The sequence below is a fragment of the Nocardiopsis sediminis genome (assembly GCF_042650565.1).
In the GTDB taxonomy this organism is placed as follows: domain Bacteria; phylum Actinomycetota; class Actinomycetes; order Streptosporangiales; family Streptosporangiaceae; genus Nocardiopsis_B; species Nocardiopsis_B sediminis.
The window spans coordinates 92,519-111,192 of the sequence record NZ_JBHSBH010000012.1; the positions used below are offsets into that span (position 1 = coordinate 92,519).

The window sequence follows — 18,674 nt, forward strand, 5'->3', positions numbered from 1 at the left end:
TCACTGCTGCGCAGGGGCGTCCTTCCGGCCGCCGGGCGCCTTATGGAGCGGACATGACGTGGCGTGCGCACCGCCACGGCACCGGCAGCCCGGTGCCGATCAGGGTGCGGCGCGCCGGGCGGCCGTCGAGGACGGCGAGGGCGCGGGCGGTGGCGACGATCGTGTCGAATGGCGCCGATCGGGCGTCGTAGATGTACAGCCGGCCGCCCGGCCGCAGGACACGCGCCAGTTCGGGGACGGCGGCCTCCGGGTGGTCCCAGTGGTGCAGGCTGAAGGACGAGACGATGGTGTCGAACGCGTCGTCGGCGAAGGGCAGGTCGGTGACGTCGCCGACGCGCGCCCGTGCGCGGTCGCCGAACCGGGACAGGTTTCCCTGCGCGGCGGCGGCCATGTCGGCGGACAGGTCGATGCCGGTCAGCGACAGGTCGGGCCGGCGGCGGGCGATCTCGGCGAGGAGTACACCGGGGCCCGTGCCGACGTCGAGAACCGACCCCCCGTCGGGGGCGGCGTCGGCCATGTCCTCGGCGATCCTGGCGTATAGGGGGCGCAGTGGCCATCTGGCGACACGGTCGTAGATCCGGCTTCCCCAGCCCTCGAAGAGGTGGGGCGCATTGGCGTGGTGGCCGTGGTTCCCGGCGGGCATAGCGACTCCAGAGTTGTAGACTGCAACCTAAGCTAAAGGCTTGAGTTGTGCATTACAACTCTCGGCACCGGGTAGGAAGGCGTTCGTGTGGACCGCGCGGCACCCGAACAGATCCACTCCCTGCTGATGGACGCGGTCCGTGCGACGGGGCTCCTCCAGCCCGACCAGGCGGTGCCCGGGACCTCGCTCTCGCTCTCGCAGTCGTTCGCGCTGCACGAACTCGACTCCGGCGACGCACTGTCGCAGCGCGAACTGGCCGCGCGGCTCCGGCTGGAGAAGAGCACGGTGAGCCGGATGGTGGCCGAGCTGGAGCGCAGAGGGCTCCTCGTACGCGAGCGCGATCCCGCCAACCGCCGGTTCTTTCTGCTGCGCCTCACCGACGAGGGGCGCGCCTTGCACCGCGGGATGGCCGCGGATCTCCGCGGCCGCTTCGCGCGCTGGGTCGCTGGGATGGACCCGGCCGAGCGCGACGGCCTCCTCGTGGGCCTGCCCGCCCTGGTGCGGGTCATCCGCGCCGGGGCGGCCGGAGCGGGCGCGCCCGGCGATCGGGACGCCACGGCGTAGACGAGGGGCGAACGCGAAGCCGGAGCGAGGCGAGCGGGCCGCGCCCGTCAGCGGGGGACGGGGGTGTGCAGGACGCCTTCGGCCATGAACCGGTGCAGGTTGGTGAAGGCCAGCCCGCCCATCGCCTCGCGGGTCTCGTGGGTGGCGCTGGCGATGTGCGGCAGGAGCAGCACCGAGTCGAGGTCCAGCAGCGGGGCGGGGACGTTGGGCTCGTCGGCGAAGACGTCGAGCGCCGCGCCCGCGATCCGGCCCTCGGTCAGCGCCGCGACCAGCGCCGGCTCGTCGACCACGCTGCCCCGCGCCACGTTCACCAGGTACCCCTGCGGCCCGAGCGCGTCGAGTACCGCCGCCGAGACCAGGCCGTGTGTGCCGTCGCCCCCCGATGTGGCGACGATGAGGGCGTCGGCGCCCGCGGCGAGCTCCTCCGCCGAGGCGGCGTAGCGGTAGGCCACGCCGTCGGCCGGACGGCGCGAGTGGTAGCTCAGCTCGACCCCGAACCCCTCCAGCCGGGTGGCGATCGCCCGGCCGATGCGGCCGAGGCCGAGGATCCCCACCCGCTTGCCGCTGACCTTCGCCGTCAGCGGGTACCCGTTCGGGGTCCACTCGCCGCGGCGCACGTAGCGGTCGGCCGCCGCGAGCCGGCGCATGACGTCGATCAGCCCGCCGACGGCGAGGTCGGCCACGCAGTCGGTGAGCACATCGGGGGTGTTGCTGACGTCGATGCCGCGGGCGCGCGCCCGGACGACGTCAGTGGTCTCGTAACCGACCCCGAAGTGGACGATCGCCTTGAGGTCCGGGAGCGCGTCCATGACGTCGTCGGGGACGCCGACCCTTGCGCTGGTGACGGCGGCCACGATCCCCCGCCCGCGCTCGGCCAGGAACGCCGCGGGGTCCGGGTGCTCGTGCAGCCGGACCGTGTCGTAGGACTTCAGGCCGGCTTCCAGCGAGGGCAGCAGTGGGCACATCTGGAGGACGGTGCGGTTCGGCGCGGACACGGTCACGACGGCTCCTCAAAGGGGGGATTCACTGCCGCCGCGGTGACTGGAACCCGTGCCCGGCCGCCCGCGGCGGGCGGCCGGGCACGGGGCAGAGGGGGAGACCTCGGGGTGTCAGCGCCGGCCGGTCTCCGGCTCTCCGTCGACCAGGCGCGGCAGGCCCGCGGGGTTGCCGTCGCGCAGCTCCTCGGGCAGCAGCTCCTGCGGCACGTCCTGGTAGCTGACCGGGCGCAGGAACCGCTCGATGGCGAGCGTGCCCACCGACGTGGTGGCCGGCGCCGATGTGGCGGGGAAGGGCCCGCCGTGGACGACCGCGTGCCCGACCTCGACCCCGGTGGGCCAGCCGCCGAACAGCACCCGTCCCGCCAGCAGCTCCAGCTTCGGCAGCAGATCGGCCGCAGCGGGGTGGTCGGCGGCGGTGGCGTGCACGGTGGCGGTGAGCTGGCCTTCGAGGGTCCCGAGGATCTCGTGCAGCTGCGCCAGGTCGCGCACCCGCACCACGAGCGAGGTCGCGCCGAAGACCTCCGCCTGGAGGGCGGCGTCGGACAGGAACGTTGCGCCGTCGGTGGCGTAGAGGCGGGCCTGGCCGCAGGCGGCGAGGGCGTCGTCGCCCGCGCCCCGGGCGATCTCGGTGACGCCGGGGCGCGCGGCCAGCGCCGCTCCGCCGTCGTCGTAGGCGCGGCGGATCCCGTCGGTCAGCATCGGCGCGGCGGCGGCCCCGTTGACGGCGTCCTGCGCCGCCGCCAGGAAGCCGTCGGCGTCGTCGACCGCGAAGACCAGCCCGGGGCTGGTGCAGAGCTGGCCGGCGCCGGTGGTGAGGGAGGCGGCGAAGGCGGTGCCGAGCGCCGGCCCGTTGTCGGCGAGCGCGCCGGGCAGCAGCACGACCGGGTTGACGCTCGACATCTCGGCGAACACCGGGATCGGCACGGGCCGCGCCGCCGCCGCGGCGCTGAGCGCGAGCCCGCCGGAGCGGGACCCGGTGAACCCGACGGCCGCGATACGGGGGTGGCGGACGAGGGCGGTCCCCAGTTCGGTGCCGGAGCCGAACAGCAGGGAGAACGTCCCCTCGGGCAGGCCGTGCGTGCGCACCGCGGCGCGGACGGCCCGGCCCACCAGCTCCGAGGTCCCCGGGTGCGCGTTGTGCGCCTTGACCACGACCGGGGCGCCGGCGGCGAGGGCGGAGGCGGTGTCGCCGCCCGCGACCGAGAACGCCAGCGGGAAGTTGGAGGCGGCGAAGACCGCCACGGGGCCGAGCGGGACCTTGCGCTGGCGCAGGTCGGGCTTTGGCAGCGGGGATCGGGCGGGGTCGCCGGCGTCCACGCGCACGCCCAGCCAGCCGCCCGCCCGGACGACGGAGGCGAACAGCCGCAGCTGCCCGGTGGTGCGCGCCCGCTCGCCGCGCACGCGCGGTTCGGGCAGCCCGGTCTCGGCCATGACCCGCTGCACGAGGGTGTCGCCGAGGGCGTCGATGTTGTCCGCGGCGGTCTCCAGGAACCGGGCGCGGACCTCGGGCGCGGTGCGGCGGTAGGTGCCGAACGCCGCGTGGGCGAGTTCCGCGGCGCGGGCGGCCTCGTCCGGGCCGCCCTGCCCGTAGCCGGGGTCGAGCCGCTCGCCGGTGGCGGGGTCGGTGGCGTGGGCCTCGCCGTTGCCGGCGGGGTGGACGTCGGCGTCGCCGATCAGGGTCGCGCCGGTCAGGGCGGTGGTTTCAGCGGTCTCGGTCATGCGCCGGCCACCTCGTCCACGAGGGCCTTGAGTTCGCCGTGCTCGGCCTCGGTGAGGTCGGTCAGCGGCGGGCGCACCGGACCGGCGGGCCGGCCGGTCACCGTGAGCCCGGCCTTCACGATCGACACCGCGTACCCGGCCCGCCGGTTGCGGATGTCCAGGTAGGGCAGGACGAAAGCGTTGAGCATGCGGTAGACGGTGGCGGCGTCGCGCGCGCGGACCGCCGCGTAGAAGTCGAGGGCGAACTCCGGGATGAAGTTGAAGATCGCCGAGGAGTAGGTGGTGACGCCCATCTCCAGGTAGGGCAGCGCGTAGGTCTCGGCGGTGGGCAGGCCGCCGATGGACAGCAGGCGGTCGCCGAGGCGCGCGTGGATGCGGGTCATCAGGTCGACGCTGCCGACCCCGTCCTTGAAGCCGACGAAGTTCGGGCAGGTGTCCGCCAGCTCCTGCACGGCGTCGAAGCCGAAGGCGGCGTTGGCCCGGTGGTAGACGACGACGCCGAGGCCCGTTGCCGCGCAGACGGCGCGGACGTGGGCGACCAGCCCTTCCTGCGTCAGTTCCGTGAGGTAGGGGGGGAGCAGGAAGACGCCGTGGGCCCCGGCGGCTTCGGCGTCGCGCGCCATGGCGACCGCCTGCGCGGTGCCGTAGCCCACGGGCGCGACGACCGGCTTGCCGTCGGGGGTCGCGGCGACCGCGGCGCGCACGACGCGGCCCACCTCGTCGGGGGTGAGGGCGAAGAACTCGCCCGTGCCACCGGCGGCGAAGACGCCGGAGGAGCCGAACGCGCCCTGCCGTTCCAGGTGCCCGCGGTAGGCGTCCTCGTCGAAGGAGAAGTCGTCGCGCGCGTGGGTGACGGGGAACGAGAGCAGGCCCGAGCCGAGGACGGATCTCAGTTCTTCGGGGGCGAACAGCGTCATGAGGCGGTCTCCGGATCGTCGATGGACTCGCTCCGAGCCTAGGGACGCCACTAATACCTGTCCAAGTCGAAGAATGCATCCCTTGATACCTTTTCAGCACAGACGATTGTGAGGAGGCGCCGATGCCCGGCCGTTTCACCCTCGACCAGCTGCGCGGATTCGTGGCGGTGGCCGACGAGCGCCACTTCGGCCGCGCCGCGCAGCGGCTGAACATGACCCAGCCGCCGCTGAGCCGGCAGATCCAGAAGCTCGAACACGCCCTCGGCGTCGACCTGCTGATACGGGCGTCGCGTGTCGTCGAGCTGACCCCCGCGGGGGAGGCGTTCCTGCAAGACGCGCGGCGGATGCTCGGCCTGGCCGAGGCCGCACCGCTGACGGCGCGCAACGCCGCGCGGGGCACGGCCGGGGCGCTGCACATCGGGTTCACCGCCGTATCGGCCCTGACGGTGCTCGGGGGGTGGCTGACCACGGTCAAGGAGCGGCTGCCCGATGTCGAGCTGACCCTCACCGAGATGGTCAGCCGCGACCAGGTGGACGCTCTGCTCACGGACCGCCTCCACGTGGGGCTGGTCCGCGGTGTCCCGGCATCCGACCTGCTCAGCGCCCGCTGTGTGCACACCGAGAGCCTGATCCTCGCCTGCCCGCGCGACCATCCGCTCACCGGCCTGGGCCGCCCGCCGACGTTGGCGGACATCAGCCGGCACGACGTCGTCACCTACACGCCCATAGCGGCGCGCTACCTGCACGAGCTCGTCATCACCGCCTTCCACGAGGCGGGCGTCGAACCGCGCTACGTGCAGCAGGTGCAGCAGGTGCACAGCCTGTTGGCGCTGGTCAACGCCGGTCTGGGGGTGGGGATCGTGCCGCGGTCGGGTGCGCGCCTGCGGCTGCCCAACCTGGCGTTCACCGAGATCGGCGGGTTGGCGCCCGACCTTGTGGAGACCCACTGCGTCTGGCGCACCGCCCACGCCAATCCGGTGCTCGATGCGCTGCTCTCGCTGACGGAGATGCGCGGGGGCGCCTCTTGACGGGCACCCGGACATCCGTCTACAAATGCAGACCACATGCGTGTTCCGAGACACACTGGGGTGTGTTCGCGGGCTCACCGGCATATCGACTCACCGGTTCATCGCTTCACCGGTTCGTCGGCTCGCCGGTTCACCGGCGTGATCGCTCACCCGGCGCACGCGCCCCTGCCGTCCGCCCGCCCCGCTCGGGTCGTGACGCCCGACCATCGGAGAGACGATGCAGTCAACCCGGCCGCCAACCGCACCCCCCCGGCTGCGCGGCGGGCGATCGGGGACGTTCGCCGCCCTCGCCGCCCTCGCCCTGCTCCCCGCCGCCGCCGGCTGCACCGTGGCCAACAGCGACGCGGCCGGATCCACCGGCACCCCCGGCCACACACTGCGGGTGGTCCTCGCCCAGGAGCCCCCGAACCTGGACCCCTGTGAAGGGTCCCTGACCTCCATCGGCGTCGTGGTCCGCTCCAACATCAGCGAACCGCTCATCGAGCGCGACCCGGTGAGCGGCGAACTGGAACCGCTCCTGGCCACCGAGTGGGAGCAGACCGAGCCCACCACATGGACCCTGGACCTCCGGTCCGACGTCACCTTCCACGACGGGCAGCCGTTCACCGCCGAGGACGCGGCGTTCTCCATCGACCGCGCGGTCAACTCCGACCTCAACTGCAACGTCGACGGCTACGTCTTCGACGGCAAGGACCTGGAGGTCGAGGCCGTCGACGACACCACGGTGACCGTCACCACCGAGGACCCCGACCCCGTCATGCCGCTGCGCCTCAGTTTCATCGAGGTCGTCCCCCGCACCACGAGCACCGGCACGAAGGTGCGCGAGCCCGTCGGCACCGGCCCCTACGCCATGGAGGGCTGGGAGACCGGCGTCTCGATCTCCCTGCGCCGCAACGACGACTACTGGGGCGAGGCGCCCGCCTTCCCCGAAGCCCGTTATGTGTGGCGGTCGGAGCCCGCCGTGCGCGCCGCGATGATCACCAGGGGCGAGGCCGACCTCGCCACGGGGCTCAACCCCGAGGACGCGACCGAGGACAACTCGGTGGCCTACCCCAACAACGAGACCACCGCGCTGCGGCTGGACGGCCGCGAGGCCCCGCTCGACGACATCCGGGTGCGCCGCGCCATCGACCTGGCCATCGAGCGCCAGGACATCGCCGACACCCTCTACGACGGGCTCGCCGAACCCGCCGCGCAGCTCGTGCCGGACGGCGTGGTCGGCTACAACCCCGATCTGGAGCCCACCGTCCCCGATCCCGAGGCCGCCCGCGACCTCGTCGCGGAGGCCGCCGCCGACGGCGTGCCGGTCGACCGCAGGATCTCCCTGGTCGCCCGCAACGGCCAGTTCCCGCGGGTCGCCGAGACCGCCGAAGCGCTCCAGTACCAGCTCGCGGCGGTCGGCCTGAACGTGGAGATCACCATGCTGGACACCGCCGCCCACCTCCAGTACCAGATCCGGCCGATGGCCGAGAACGTCGGCCCGGTCGCGCTGCTCGTCATGCACGGCAACCAGACCGGCGACGCGGCGTTCACCATCGGCCAGTACATGATGAGCGAGGGCGCCCAGTCCACGTTCGGCACCGCCGAGATGGACGAGCGGATCGCCGACGCGGGCGCGCTGTCCGGCGACGAACGCGCCGACGCGCTGGCCGGCATCCTCGCCGTCCAGAACGAAGACATCGCCCAATTCGCCCACATCGCCCACATGCAGGGCCTCATGGGGATATCGCGCACCGTCCGGTACGAGCCCAACTCCGCGAGCGGCGACGAACTGCGCCTGTCCGAGGTCCGGCAGGCCGACCAGGAGGGATCCTGACATGTTCGCCTTCCTGCGCACGCGGGTCGTCTCCAGCGCGATCCCCCTGCTGTTCGTGGTGCTGGGCGTGTTCTGCCTGGCGCGGCTGACCGGCGACCCCGTCAACCTCTACCTCCCGCTGAGCGCCACCCCCGAGCAACGGGCCGAGTTCTCGGCCGCCCACGGCTTCGACCAGCCCATCGCCGTCCAGCTGTGGGACTACCTCACCCAGCTCGTCCGCTTCGACTTCGGCACCTCGCTGCGCACCGGCCAGCCCGCGGACGAGATGGTGCTCGCGGCCTTCCCCGCGACGCTGCAACTGGCGGCGGTGACCATGCTCATCGCGATCACCGGCGCCGTCCTGATCGGCTGCCTGGCCGCCTACCGGCCCAACTCCCTCGCCGACCGGGTGTGCAGCTTCCTGTCCATGACGGCGGCCAGCATCCCCGACTTCTGGTTCGCGATCATGGGCGTGCTCGTGTTCGGCGTGACCCTCGGCTGGCTGCCCACATCGGGCGTCACCGGCGGCCCCGAGGTGTGGGTGCTGCCCATCGCCACCCTGCTCATCCGCCCCTTCGGCGTACTCGTGCAGGTCGTGCGCGGGGCGATGGTCGCGGCGCTGGCCGCGCCCTACACCAAGGTCGCCCGCAGCAAGGGGGCGAGCGAGGCGCGGGTCGTGTTCGGCCACGCGCTGCGCAACGCGTCCATGCCCGCCCTCACCGTCGCCGGCGACCTCACCGTCGGCCTGGTCAACGGCGCGGTCGTGGTCGAGACCATCTTCGGCTGGCCGGGCATCGGCAAGCTGATGATCGACTCCATCCTCCAGCGCGACTTCGCGGTGCTCCAGGCCGCCGTCCTGCTGACCGCGGTGACGATCTTCGTGCTCAACATCGTCATCGACGCCTGCTACGCCCTACTCGACGCGCGTGTGCGCCACGCCGTCCCGGCCTGAGAACGAGGAGCCCCGGATGACATCCCCGCATCTTCCTCCCGCCGAGACGGCGCCCGCGGCCCGGCGGCCGGCCCGCTGGTGGACCCTGCTCGGCAAGGACCGCTTCGCGGCCGCCTCCGCCGTGATTCTCGGCCTCGTGCTGCTGACCGCGGTCCTCGGCCCGCTGCTCATCGGCGACCGGGCCCGGCACCAGGACCTGGACGCATCGCTGCGCCCGCCCTCGCTCGACCACGGCCTCTTCGGCCTGCTCGGCACCGACGTGCTGGGGCGCAGCATGCTCGCCCGGCTCATCGAGGCCGCGGGCACGACCCTGTCCGTGGCGGTCCCGGCGGTCCTGTGCTCGCTGGTGATCGGCTCGGCGATCGGGATGTGGGCCGGCTACTACGGCGGGCTCCGGGAGAACGTCGCGATGCGCGTCGCCGACGTCATCCTGAGCTTCCCGTCGCTGCTGCTGGCCGTGGTCGTGCTCTACGTGTTCGCCCCCGGCATCGCCAACCTGGTGCTGATCCTGGCGATCGCGCGCATTCCCGTCTACCTGCGCACCGCCCGCGCCGAGGCCGCCGAGCTGAAGAGCAGGCTCTTCGTCGACGCCGCGCGCACGTTCGGCGCCGGGAGCTGGCCGACCATCTATCGGCACATCCTGCCCATCATCCTGCCCACGCTGCTGACCGTCGCCACGCTCGACTTCTGCTTCGTCATGCTCACCGAGTCCTCGCTGAGCTTCCTCGGCATCGGCATCCAGCCCCCGGAGGTCAGCTGGGGGCTGATGGTCGCCCAGGGCCGCCAGTACCTCCAGACCGCGTGGTGGATCGCGGTGCTGCCCGGTGTGGCGATCGTCGTCACCACGGTGTCGGCCACCGTGCTCGCCGCGTGGGCGCGCCTGGCCACCGACCCGGCGCAGCGCTGGCGGCTGACCACGCCGCGCACCAAGGGTTCCCGCGCGAACCGGAAGGGGATCAGCGCATGACCGCATCTGTTGCCACCGAGCCCGCCGCAGGGCCCGCCCTGGAGGTCGAGGGGCTGACCGTCGACCTCAGCACGCCCGCGGGCACGGTCCGCGCCGTCGACGGGATCGGCTTCTCCGTCCGCAAAGGGCGCACGCTGGCGCTGCTCGGCGAATCGGGGTGCGGCAAGTCCATGACCGCCCTGGCGGTCGCCGGGCTGCTCGACCCCGTCGCCCGGGTCACCGGCGGGTCGGTCCGGGTCGGCGGCACCGACCTGCTGCGGCTCGGCCCGTCCGAACGCAAGAAGCTCGCCGGGCCGGTCCTGTCCATCGTCTTCCAGGACGCGCTGACCGCGATGAACCCGGTGCAGACCGTCGGCGCCCAGCTCGGCGAGCCGTTCCGCATCCACCAGGGGCTGTCCCGCCGCGCCGCCCGGGAGAAGGCGATCGAGCTGATGGCGGCGGTCGGCATCCCGGAGCCGCGGGCGCGCGTGCGCTCCTACCCGCACCAGTTCTCGGGCGGGATGCGCCAGCGGCTGCTCATCGCCATGGCGGTCGCGCTCAGCCCCGACGTGCTGATCGCCGACGAACCGACAACGGCGCTCGACGTCACCGTTCAGGCGCAGGTCATGCAGCTGCTCGCCGACCTGCGGGCCGAACACGACATGGGGGTCGTGCTCATCACCCACGACCTCGCCGTCGTCGCCGAGCACGCCGACGACGTCGCGGTCATGTACGCGGGGACGGTGGTCGAGACCGGGCCCGTCCACGAGGTCTTCGCCCACCCCCGCCACCCCTACACCCGCGGCCTGCTCGACTCGGTCCCCGAGAATGTCGAGAAAGGGCAGGCGCTGCGCTCGATCCCCGGCAGCCCGCCCGAACTCAGCGCGATCCCGGCGGGATGTGTGTTCCGGGCCCGCTGCCCCATGGCGCGCGAGGCGTGCGCCGAGAGCCGTCCCCAACCGGCGCCGGCCGGCCCCTCCCGGGCCGCCGCCTGCCACTTCTCCGAGGAGCTCGCCCGTGCCTGACACAGCATCCGCCACAGCGGCGGGCACCGCACCGGACACCTCCGTGCCGCTGCTGGAGGCCACCGGCATCCGCAAGTCCTTCCGCGTGGCCGGCGCCCGCGGGTCGGCCCGGCTCACCGCCCTGGACGGCGTGGACCTGCGCGTCGGCCGCGGGGAGACGCTCGGCCTCGTCGGGGAGTCCGGCTGCGGGAAGTCGACGCTCGCGCGCGTCCTCCTCCTGCTCGAGCGCCCCGATGAAGGGACCGTCCGGTTCGAGGGGACCACCGACCCGTTCGCGCTGCGCGGCCGCGAGCTGCTGGCCTGGCGGCGCCGCGTGCAGATGGTGTTCCAGGACCCGTTCGCCTCCCTCAACGCGCGGATGACCGCGGCCGACGTCATCGGCGAGCCGTGGCGCACGCACCGCGACGCCGCCCCCGCCGACAAGGACAAGCGGGTCCGCGAGCTCCTCGACCTCGTCGGCCTGCGCGCCGGGGACGCCCACCGCTATCCGAGCGAGTTCTCCGGCGGCCAGCGCCAGCGGCTCGGGATCGCCCGTGCGCTCGCGCTGGGGCCCGACCTGATCGTGTGCGACGAGCCGGTCTCGGCGCTGGACCTCTCGGTGCAGGCGCAGGTCCTCAACCTCCTCGCCGACCTGCAAGAGCGGCTGGGCGTGTCCTACGTGTTCATCTCGCACGACCTGTCGGTGGTGCGGCACGTGGCCGACCGGGTCTCGGTGATGTACCTGGGCAAGGTCGTCGAGCACGGGCCCACCGAGAGCGTCTTCGACCGGCCGCTGCACCCCTACACCAAGGCGCTCATGTCGGCCGCGCCGTCGCTGGGTGCGTCGGCCGCGGCGGGGTCGCGCCGCATCCTGCTGGAGGGCGAGATCCCGTCGCCGCTGAACCCGCCGTCGGGGTGCAGGTTCCGCACACGCTGCTGGCAGGCGACGGACCGATGCGCGGGAGAGGCCCCGCCGGCGGCCCGCCGCGACGACGGCGACGCCTTGGAGGCGCACGAAGGGCTGTGCCACTTCCCGCTGGAGGGTGCGTCCGCGCCGGCCTGAGGTGGGGTGCCCTCGGCCTCGGCGGGACCTGCGCGGGTGATGGGAAGAAGGTGTCAGGAGCTGCGCGGGGCCACCAGGCCGGATTCGTAGGCGAGGACGACGATCTGGGCGCGGTCGCGGTCGCGGGCGTGGAGCTTGGCCATGGCCCGGTTGATGTGGGTCTTCGCGGTCAGCGGGCTGATCACCATGCGGTCGGCGATCTGGTCGTTGGAAAGACCCCGCGCGACCAGGGCGACGGCCTCGCGTTCGCGGTTGGTCAGTTCTTTCAGCCCCGTGCCGGTGCCGGCATTGAGCGGCTGGGTGACGTACCTGCTGATGAGTTTGCGGGTGACCGACGGTGCGAGCAGCGCGTCGCCGCGCGCGGCGACGCGTACGGCGTGCAGGAAGTCGTCCGGCAGGATGTCTTTGACGATGAATCCGGCGGCGCCGGCGCGCAGCGCGTTGAAGACGTATTCGTCAAAGCAATAGTTGGTCAGGACGACGACGTGCACCTGGGCCAGGTCCGGGTCCGCGGCGATGCGCCGGGTCGCCTCGATGCCGTCCATGACCGGCATCTGGACGTCCATGAGCGCGACGTCGGGCAGGTGCGCCCGGGCGAGAGCCAGGCCCTCATTCCCGTCGGAGGCCTCGGCCACCACCTCGATGCCTTCTTCGGCTTCCAGGAGCGCGCGGAATCCGCTGCGAAGGAGCGGCTGGTCGTCGACCAGCAGAACACGGATCATGACGTTGGGCCCACGGGAATCTCGGCTTGGACGGTGAAGCCGCCCTCGCTGCGCGGCTGCGCCCGCAGCAGACCGCCCAAGGCCGTGACCCGTTCGCGCATCCCGAGCAGCCCGACGCCGGGGGCCGGGGCGGGACCGGGCGCGGCCTTGCCGTCGTCATCGACCCGTATCGCGAGGACGGCCGGACCGTAGCCGTTGCGGCGGATGCGTGGCGAGCGATGTTGGTGAGCGACTCCTGAACGATCCGGTAGGCGGTCCGGTCCACAGCGGCCGGCACGTCGTGTCGTTGCCCATCGATCGTCAGCGTCGCGTCCAGGCCGGTCGCACGGGCCCGTTCAACCAGGGCCGGGACATGGTCGAGTCCGTGCGAGGGGGTCTTGCCGTCGTCGCGCAGCGCCTCCAGGGTCGCCCGCAGTTCCCGGGCCGCCTCTCCACCGGCATGCCGGATCGCGAGCAGGGACTCCGGTACATGTTCGCCACGCCTGCGGGCCAGGTGGACGGCGACTTCGGCCTGGACCTTGATGACCGAGATCTGGTGGGTGAGCGAGTCGTGCAGCTCCCGCGCGATGTGCAACCGCTCCTCGTCGGCGCGGTGCCGCGCGGCCTCCTCCCGTGTGCGCTCGGCTTCGTCCGCCCGCCGCTCGGCCTGTCGCAGCGCTTCCCCCGCGGCACCGGCGGCGATCAGCCACGCCACCTCCAGGGCGCTTCGAGCCTGCGCGAACGCTTCGCCCGTGTCGTGCAGGCCCGAGGCCAGGGCCGCGAGTGGGAGAGCGGCCAGCAGGGCCACGCTCGCGGCCACCGTGAAGATGCGGTGTCCCTCACGTACGGCGGCGTACACCGCGAACAGGTACGCGACGGCGGGCACGTCGAAACCGGCCGCCTGGTGACCCACCGCGCACAGCCCTGTGACGGCCAGGACGGGAACCGGCGCGCGACGGCGCGCGGCCAGCGCCAGGCCGCCGGCGGTCAGCAGCGCGTAGCCGAGCAGGTCGAGGTTCGTGGCGGAGTGCGGCCCGGACAGCCCGGTGACCAGCAGCGTCGCCGCCACGAAGACGGCGATCGCCCAGTCTCTGACACAGGCCCGGACACCGGGTCGTCCTGCACTCATGTGCGCACCTTAGCCGGATATCCGCGCGGGCGACTCCTGCGCGCGGATGATCGGCCGACTACCGCACACGCGGTACCTCCGTGGCTCCTGCGGCGTCCGCGGTAGCCGGCTGCGGCATCGGCGGCAGCGCGAAGTGCATGCGTCCGCTGGACGACCGGCGACGGGTCCAGCAGACATGATCAGGCGACGTCCAGTCGCAGGAGGAGGAGCACCTCATGTCAGTCCGATTCGTGCTTGCCGTGGCCGGAGCCGCCCTGATCGGAGGTTTCGGGCTTGCCGCACCGGAGGTCGCGCACGCCTCGGTCCAGCCGGCCGCCGCCAGTGTTTACGACATGAGCGCCGGGCGGCTCGGAGCCATCGTGGCCGCCTTGGTGGGCCTGATCGGGGTGGTCAACGGCGGGCTGGCCCTGGCCCGCTCCGCCGGTCGTATCGGCACCGGCAACGGACGGCTCGGGGCCGTTGTGGCCCTGGTGGCGGGGCTGATCGGCATGGCCCTCGGTGGGCTGATCACGGCCACCTCCGCCGGTGGTATCGGCACCGGAAACGGGCTGGGCGGGGCCATTGTGGCCCTGGTGGTGGGGCTGATCGGCATGGCCCTCGGGGTGCTGGCCCTGGTCCGTTCGCGCCGCACCGGCTGACCGCAGCGTTGCGAGTACGAGTGGGTCACGCCCCCGCCCGCACCACATTTTCCAGGGGCCGCCCCTCGGCCAAGCGGGCGATGTTGGCGGCGATCTCGGCCGCCCGGCCGGCGAACGTCGTGCGGGTGTGCCCCGAATGGTGCGGGGTCATCACGACGTTGTCGAGCGCGTCGAACGGGCGCGTGTACCCGCGGGCCCCGCCGCCGTCTTTGGGATGGCTCCACCACACGTCCAGCGCCGCGCCGGCGATGCGGCCCGCGGCGAGCGCGTCGTAGAGGGCGTCCTCGTCGACGATGGGGCCGCGCGCGACATTGACGAGCAGCGCGTCCGGGCGCATCAGCGCCAGTTCGCGGGCGCCGATCAGCCCGGTGGTCGCCGCCGACAGCGGGACCGTCACCACGACCACGTCCGACCCGGCCAGCAGCGCAGGCAGGCCGTCGTCGCCGTCGATGCGATCCAGGCGGACGCCCTCGGGCAGCGGGGCGCCGGGGGTGCGCCGGACCGCGCGGGCGTGCATGCCCAGCGCGGTCGTCGCCCGCACGACCTCGGTGCCGATCTCGCCCAGTCCGATGACACCGACCGTGCGGCCCGCGAGCGTGTCGCCGAGGGGGACGGCGGGGTCGACCGCGACCGATTCCCACCGCCCCTGGCGCAGCAGCGCGTCCGCCCGCCGCACCCGGCGCGAAAGCATCAGCGCCACCATCACCACGTGCTCGGCGATCGACGAGCCGTGGTGGAAGGTGTTGCACACGGCCACCCCCGGCGCGAGCGCGCCGAACGCGATCCGGTCGACCCCGGCGCCGGTGACGTGCACCAGCCGCAGCGCCTTCGCGGACGCGGCCATGCCGGCGGTCATCCGGGAGGCCACCAGGACGTCCGCGTCACGCAGCCGGCCGGCGACTTCGTCGTCGGGACGGCCCGCGAGGAACTGCCAGTCGTGGCCGTCGCCGCCGTTGCGGGTGAGCTCGTCGCGGAACCGGGTCAGGATCGGGTCGGTGAGCACGATCCTCACCGCGCACCGCCCCGGCCGGCCGGGCGGCCGCCCGCGCGGGTCACCACCGGGGGGCGGTGGGGTCGAAGCCGGGCTCGAACCGGCGCATGTACCCGGTGTCGTCGCGCTCGCGGATGCCGCCGGCGAGGTAGCGCTCGTGCAGCCGGGCCAGCGCGTCGCGGTCGAGCTCGACCCCCAGCCCGGGGGCGGTCGGCACCGCGACCGCGCCCTCGGAGAACGTGAGCGCACCGGGCACGATCACGTCGTCGGCCGGGTCCTTCCACGGCCAGTGGGTGTCGCAGGCGTAGGTCAGGTTCGGGGTGGCGGCGGCCAGGTGGGTCATCGCGGCGAGGCTGATGCCCAGGTGGGAGTTGGAGTGCATCGACAGGCCCAGCCCGAACGTGGCGCAGATGTCGCCGAGCGAGCGTGAGCGGTCCAGCCCGCCCCAGAAGTGGTGGTCGGACAGGATCACCTGCACGGCGTCCTGGGCGACCGCCGGCTTCACGTGGTCGAACGCCACTACGCACATGTTGGTGGCCAGCGGCATCGCGACCTCGCGGGCGACCTGCGCCATGCCGTCGAGGCCGGTGGTGGGGTCCTCCAGGTACTCGATCACGCCGTCGAGCGCGGCGCCGACGCGGATGGAGCTCTCGACGCTCCACGCCCCGTTGGGGTCCACCCGCAGCGGGTGGTCGGGGAACGCCTTGCGCAGGGCGAGGATCGCCTCGACCTCCTCCTCGGGCGGGAAGACGCCGCCCTTGAGCTTGATCGCGCCGAAGCCGTACTCGCCGATCATCCGCCGGGCCTGCGCGACGACCTGCTCGGGGTCCAGCGCCGCGCCCCAGGCGTCGTCGTCCTCGCCGGGGTGGCCGGCCCACTTGTAGAAGAGGTAGGCGCTGTAGTCGACGCGGTCCCTGACAGCGCCGCCGAGCAGGTCGCTCACGGGGCGGCCGATCGCCTTGCCCTGGATGTCCAGGCAGGCGACCTCGAACGGCGACAGCACGCGGTCGGCGGTACTGCTGCCGGTGACCATGCCGCTCATGCCGTGCCCGCCCGTGCTGCGGTCGCCCGACAGTACGCGGCGGATGCGGTCCGCGATCTCGTGCACGTGCCACACGTCCACGCCGGTGATCGCCGACGCGGCGGCGCGCAGGCGTTCGAGGTGCCCGGCGTCGCCGTAGGTCTCGCCCAGGCCGGTGATCCCGGAGTCGGTGACGACCTCGACGATCGCGCGCAGGGCGAGCGGTTCGTGGACGCCGACCGTGTTGAGCAGCGGCAGGTCGCGGAAGGCGACCGGGGTGATGCGCACGTCGCTGATGCGGTGCGGCTCGGCGGCCGCGTCGATGCTCACCTGGGTCCTCCGGCTGTGTCGGACCGGCGGCGCACGCCGGTGAAGGTGCGGAGCGGCGCCCCCTCCAGAGCGCACGCTTGAGGGGCAGCCTACCGGCGAATGGTTTATATAGGTAGACAGAAGACAGAATGAAAGACAGATGCGTGCACAGTGGAGCGGTTCGTACGCGGAACGTCACCGGCCGGGGAGTCGGCCGGCCGTCACATCCCCCCGGACCCGACCAGCCCGATCGAGACGGCGCCCTGCTCGATCGTGTCGCGCGCCGCGCGCATGGCGCCGACGATCTCCGCCTCGCGCGCGGGGGTCAGCCGCGCCAGCGGCACCGAGCAGCTGATGGCGTCGGCGGCGGGGCTCGCGTAGCGCAGCGGCAACGAGAAGCAGTGCAGGCCGAGGCTGTTCTCCTGGCGGTCGATCGCGTAGCCGCGCTCGCGGACCTCGGCCAGGTCGCGCAGGAGGGCGGCGCGGTCGGTGAAGGTGTGCTCGGTGAGCGGGGTCAGCTGCTCGGGCAGGTGCTCGTCGAGTTCGGGGCCGTCGAGTTCGGCCAGCAGCGCCTTGCCCAGCGCGGTCGAGTACGCGGGCAGGCGGCGGCCGACCCGGCTGTGCGGGCGCAGGTACTGGCTGGACGCGCGGGTCACCAGGTAGACGACGTCGCCGCCCGCGAGCCTGCCGAAGTGGAACGTCTCGTCGAGCCGTTCCCCGAGGGCGTCCAGCGCGGGCTTGGCGAGGCGCACATAGGGGTCGGTGTCGAGGTAGGTGGTCCCGGCGAGCAGGGCCCGGATGCCTATGCCGTACATCGTGCCGGACGCGTCCGTGCGGACCCAGCCGTACTTCACGAGCGTCCGCAGCAGCGCGTAGCAGCTGCTGCGCGGCATGCCGAGCGCCTCGCTCAGCTCGCGCAGCCGCGCGGGCCGGTTCTGCCGGGCGGCCAGCAGCTCCAGCAGCTCCACGGTCCGCGCCGCCGACTTCACGTCGCGCACCCCGGTGGCCTTCTCCCCGGTCGCGGCCTTCCGGGCGTCGTCGCCGGGAACGTCAGCCGGTGTAGCCATCTTCACCCTCTTCGCGATCACGCCGATCGGTATCCCACCCACCGCCCGCCGGCCCGGCCACCCAAGCTACCGGGCCCCGGACCCGGCGGCCGAGTCTGCGGCGGGTGCAGGGCCCCCGCGCAGGCGGGGGAGGCCGAAGGCGGCCCGGGCCGGGGCGCATCTGCGGATGAGTTCGTAGGTCGCCAGGCTCAGCGCGAACGACACCACCATGATCAGGGTGAACGGGACGGCACCGCGGTCGGTGACCTGCACGACGTAGTAGGCGACGGCGACCAGGTAGGTCTGGTGCAGGACGTAGACGGGGAAGGCCGCCGGGGTGAAGTAGGCCAGGAGCCTCGACCTCCTGCTCAGATACCGCTTCGCGTAGCCGAGCATCGCCAGCAGGGCGGGCCAGCACGCCAGGTGCTCCAGGAGGTGGGCGGGACCGCCCGACCGGATGCCGAGGACGTGGATCTGGGCGAGGACCGCCGCGGCCGTCACCAGCGCCGCGACGAGGTAGGTCCGCCGGTGCTCCTCGATCAGGTCGCCGATCGCGTCATCGGTCGCGATGAGGAACCCGAGCAGGAAGTAGGCGGCGAAGACCAGGATGTTCTTCCCGGCCACGTCCGGCAGCAGGGAGAGCGCGGCCACCGGGGCGAACGGCAGCAGGATGGCGAAGCGGCGCCGCATCCACACCGGTGAGTACCCGGACGCGAGCACCTTGCGCATCAGAGGCAGAAGCGCCATGGAGATGACGAAGAGGAAAGCGATGAACCACAGGTGCGCGGGCGATATCCCGCCGGCGTACTCCGACCAGCCGGAGAAGTCCGTGAAGTACGACCACAGGAACTCCCCGTATCCGCCCTGGTAGCCGAGGTGGAACCGCATGGCGTAGTAGGCCTGCGGCGGGACGACGACCAGGACGCCGAAGACGAACGGGACCAGGAGCCGGGAGAAGCGCTCGCCGGCGTAGGTCCGTGCCGGCCGCTGCCGGAGGGCATAGAGGCTCGACATCCCCGCGAGGAGGAAGAGGAGGGGCATGAACCAGTAGGACAGGTCCACGAGAAGGGTCGCGGGCGCGTTCACGTCGCCTTTGACGTAGAACGATTCAAGGTCGTTGAACACGCGGGAGGTGTGGAAGGGGAACAGGAAGAGGATCCCGATGTTGCGGAGCCAGTCGATGTGGTCTCTGCGCATGGCCGTTTCCATT

General features: G+C 72.8%; 18 protein-coding genes. 8 read left to right on the top strand and 10 right to left on the bottom strand.

What is annotated here, in order from left to right; all coding sequences use genetic code 11:
• Positions 1–40 precede the first annotated feature (40 nt).
• Positions 41–643, bottom strand: coding sequence for a class I SAM-dependent methyltransferase (locus ACFOVU_RS18435; RefSeq protein ID WP_378535307.1), 603 nt, complete (start codon positions 641–643; stop codon positions 41–43).
• Positions 644–730: 87 nt separating this feature from the next.
• Between ACFOVU_RS18435 and ACFOVU_RS18440 the strand changes: the two genes are divergently transcribed.
• Entirely contained in the window at positions 731–1,207 is a 477-nt protein-coding gene (locus tag ACFOVU_RS18440; protein WP_378535309.1) for a MarR family winged helix-turn-helix transcriptional regulator, read from the top strand.
• A gap of 47 nt (positions 1,208–1,254) precedes the next feature.
• Here ACFOVU_RS18440 and ACFOVU_RS18445 read toward each other — a convergent pair whose 3' ends face one another.
• The 3 genes from ACFOVU_RS18445 to kdgD form a co-directional block, all read right to left on the bottom strand.
• Positions 1,255–2,208 (bottom strand): 2-hydroxyacid dehydrogenase, encoded by a 954-nt coding sequence (locus ACFOVU_RS18445; RefSeq protein WP_378535311.1) that lies wholly within the window; start codon positions 2,206–2,208, stop codon positions 1,255–1,257.
• A 108-nt stretch (positions 2,209–2,316) separates the two neighbouring features.
• Complete coding sequence (locus ACFOVU_RS18450) at positions 2,317–3,924, bottom strand: aldehyde dehydrogenase (NADP(+)) (RefSeq protein WP_378535312.1); 1,608 nt, start codon at positions 3,922–3,924, stop codon at positions 2,317–2,319.
• Complete coding sequence (gene kdgD, locus ACFOVU_RS18455; protein WP_378535314.1) at positions 3,921–4,841, bottom strand: 5-dehydro-4-deoxyglucarate dehydratase; 921 nt, start codon at positions 4,839–4,841, stop codon at positions 3,921–3,923. Before kdgD ends, ACFOVU_RS18450 begins: the two co-directional genes overlap by 4 nt.
• Before the next feature lie 122 nt (positions 4,842–4,963).
• Here kdgD and ACFOVU_RS18460 point away from each other — a divergent pair, with 122 nt between their 5' ends.
• The 6 genes from ACFOVU_RS18460 (at position 4,964) to ACFOVU_RS18485 (ending at position 11,629) form a co-directional block, all read left to right on the top strand.
• On the top strand, positions 4,964–5,869 hold the full coding sequence (locus ACFOVU_RS18460; protein WP_378535316.1) for a LysR family transcriptional regulator: 906 nt from the start codon (positions 4,964–4,966) through the stop codon (positions 5,867–5,869).
• A 217-nt stretch (positions 5,870–6,086) separates the two neighbouring features.
• Positions 6,087–7,685, top strand: a complete 1,599-nt coding sequence (locus ACFOVU_RS18465) for an ABC transporter substrate-binding protein (RefSeq protein WP_378535318.1) — start codon at positions 6,087–6,089, stop codon at positions 7,683–7,685.
• Between the two features lies 1 nt (position 7,686).
• Positions 7,687–8,616 carry an ABC transporter permease gene (locus ACFOVU_RS18470; protein ID WP_378535320.1) on the top strand — a complete coding sequence of 310 codons (930 nt, stop codon included), beginning with the start codon at positions 7,687–7,689 and terminating at the stop codon, positions 8,614–8,616.
• Between the two features lie 16 nt (positions 8,617–8,632).
• Positions 8,633–9,583 (top strand): ABC transporter permease, encoded by a 951-nt coding sequence (locus tag ACFOVU_RS18475; protein WP_378535322.1) that lies wholly within the window; start codon positions 8,633–8,635, stop codon positions 9,581–9,583.
• Positions 9,580–10,587 carry an ABC transporter ATP-binding protein gene (locus ACFOVU_RS18480; protein WP_378535324.1) on the top strand — a complete coding sequence of 336 codons (1,008 nt, stop codon included), beginning with the start codon at positions 9,580–9,582 and terminating at the stop codon, positions 10,585–10,587. Before ACFOVU_RS18475 ends, ACFOVU_RS18480 begins: the two co-directional genes overlap by 4 nt.
• A complete protein-coding gene (locus ACFOVU_RS18485; protein WP_378535326.1) occupies positions 10,580–11,629 on the top strand; it encodes an ABC transporter ATP-binding protein in 1,050 nt (349 codons plus the stop codon). Before ACFOVU_RS18480 ends, ACFOVU_RS18485 begins: the two co-directional genes overlap by 8 nt.
• Before the next feature lie 53 nt (positions 11,630–11,682).
• On the opposite strand, the gene ACFOVU_RS18490 is transcribed toward ACFOVU_RS18485, so the two are convergent.
• The gene (locus tag ACFOVU_RS18490; protein ID WP_378535327.1) at positions 11,683–12,351 is read right to left on the bottom strand and encodes a response regulator; all 669 of its coding nucleotides are present in this window, start codon (positions 12,349–12,351) and stop codon (positions 11,683–11,685) included.
• Complete coding sequence (locus ACFOVU_RS18495) at positions 12,239–13,399, bottom strand: sensor histidine kinase (protein ID WP_378535328.1); 1,161 nt, start codon at positions 13,397–13,399, stop codon at positions 12,239–12,241. The genes ACFOVU_RS18490 and ACFOVU_RS18495 overlap by 113 nt, the downstream gene beginning before the upstream one ends.
• A gap of 275 nt (positions 13,400–13,674) precedes the next feature.
• Here ACFOVU_RS18495 and ACFOVU_RS18500 point away from each other — a divergent pair, with 275 nt between their 5' ends.
• Positions 13,675–14,097, top strand: coding sequence for a DUF6223 family protein (locus ACFOVU_RS18500; protein ID WP_378535329.1), 423 nt, complete (start codon positions 13,675–13,677; stop codon positions 14,095–14,097).
• Positions 14,098–14,122: 25 nt separating this feature from the next.
• Here the strand turns inward: ACFOVU_RS18500 and ACFOVU_RS18505 are convergent, their stop codons facing one another.
• The 4 genes from ACFOVU_RS18505 to ACFOVU_RS18520 form a co-directional block, all read right to left on the bottom strand.
• Positions 14,123–15,100, bottom strand: coding sequence for a 2-hydroxyacid dehydrogenase (locus ACFOVU_RS18505; protein WP_378535331.1), 978 nt, complete (start codon positions 15,098–15,100; stop codon positions 14,123–14,125).
• Between the two features lie 49 nt (positions 15,101–15,149).
• Complete coding sequence (locus ACFOVU_RS18510) at positions 15,150–16,439, bottom strand: glucarate dehydratase family protein (protein WP_378535333.1); 1,290 nt, start codon at positions 16,437–16,439, stop codon at positions 15,150–15,152.
• Positions 16,440–16,639: 200 nt separating this feature from the next.
• Positions 16,640–17,485 carry an IclR family transcriptional regulator gene (locus tag ACFOVU_RS18515; RefSeq protein ID WP_378535335.1) on the bottom strand — a complete coding sequence of 282 codons (846 nt, stop codon included), beginning with the start codon at positions 17,483–17,485 and terminating at the stop codon, positions 16,640–16,642.
• A 66-nt stretch (positions 17,486–17,551) separates the two neighbouring features.
• The gene (locus tag ACFOVU_RS18520; RefSeq protein WP_378535337.1) at positions 17,552–18,661 is read right to left on the bottom strand and encodes an acyltransferase family protein; all 1,110 of its coding nucleotides are present in this window, start codon (positions 18,659–18,661) and stop codon (positions 17,552–17,554) included.
• Between the last annotated feature and the right edge of the window lie 13 nt (positions 18,662–18,674).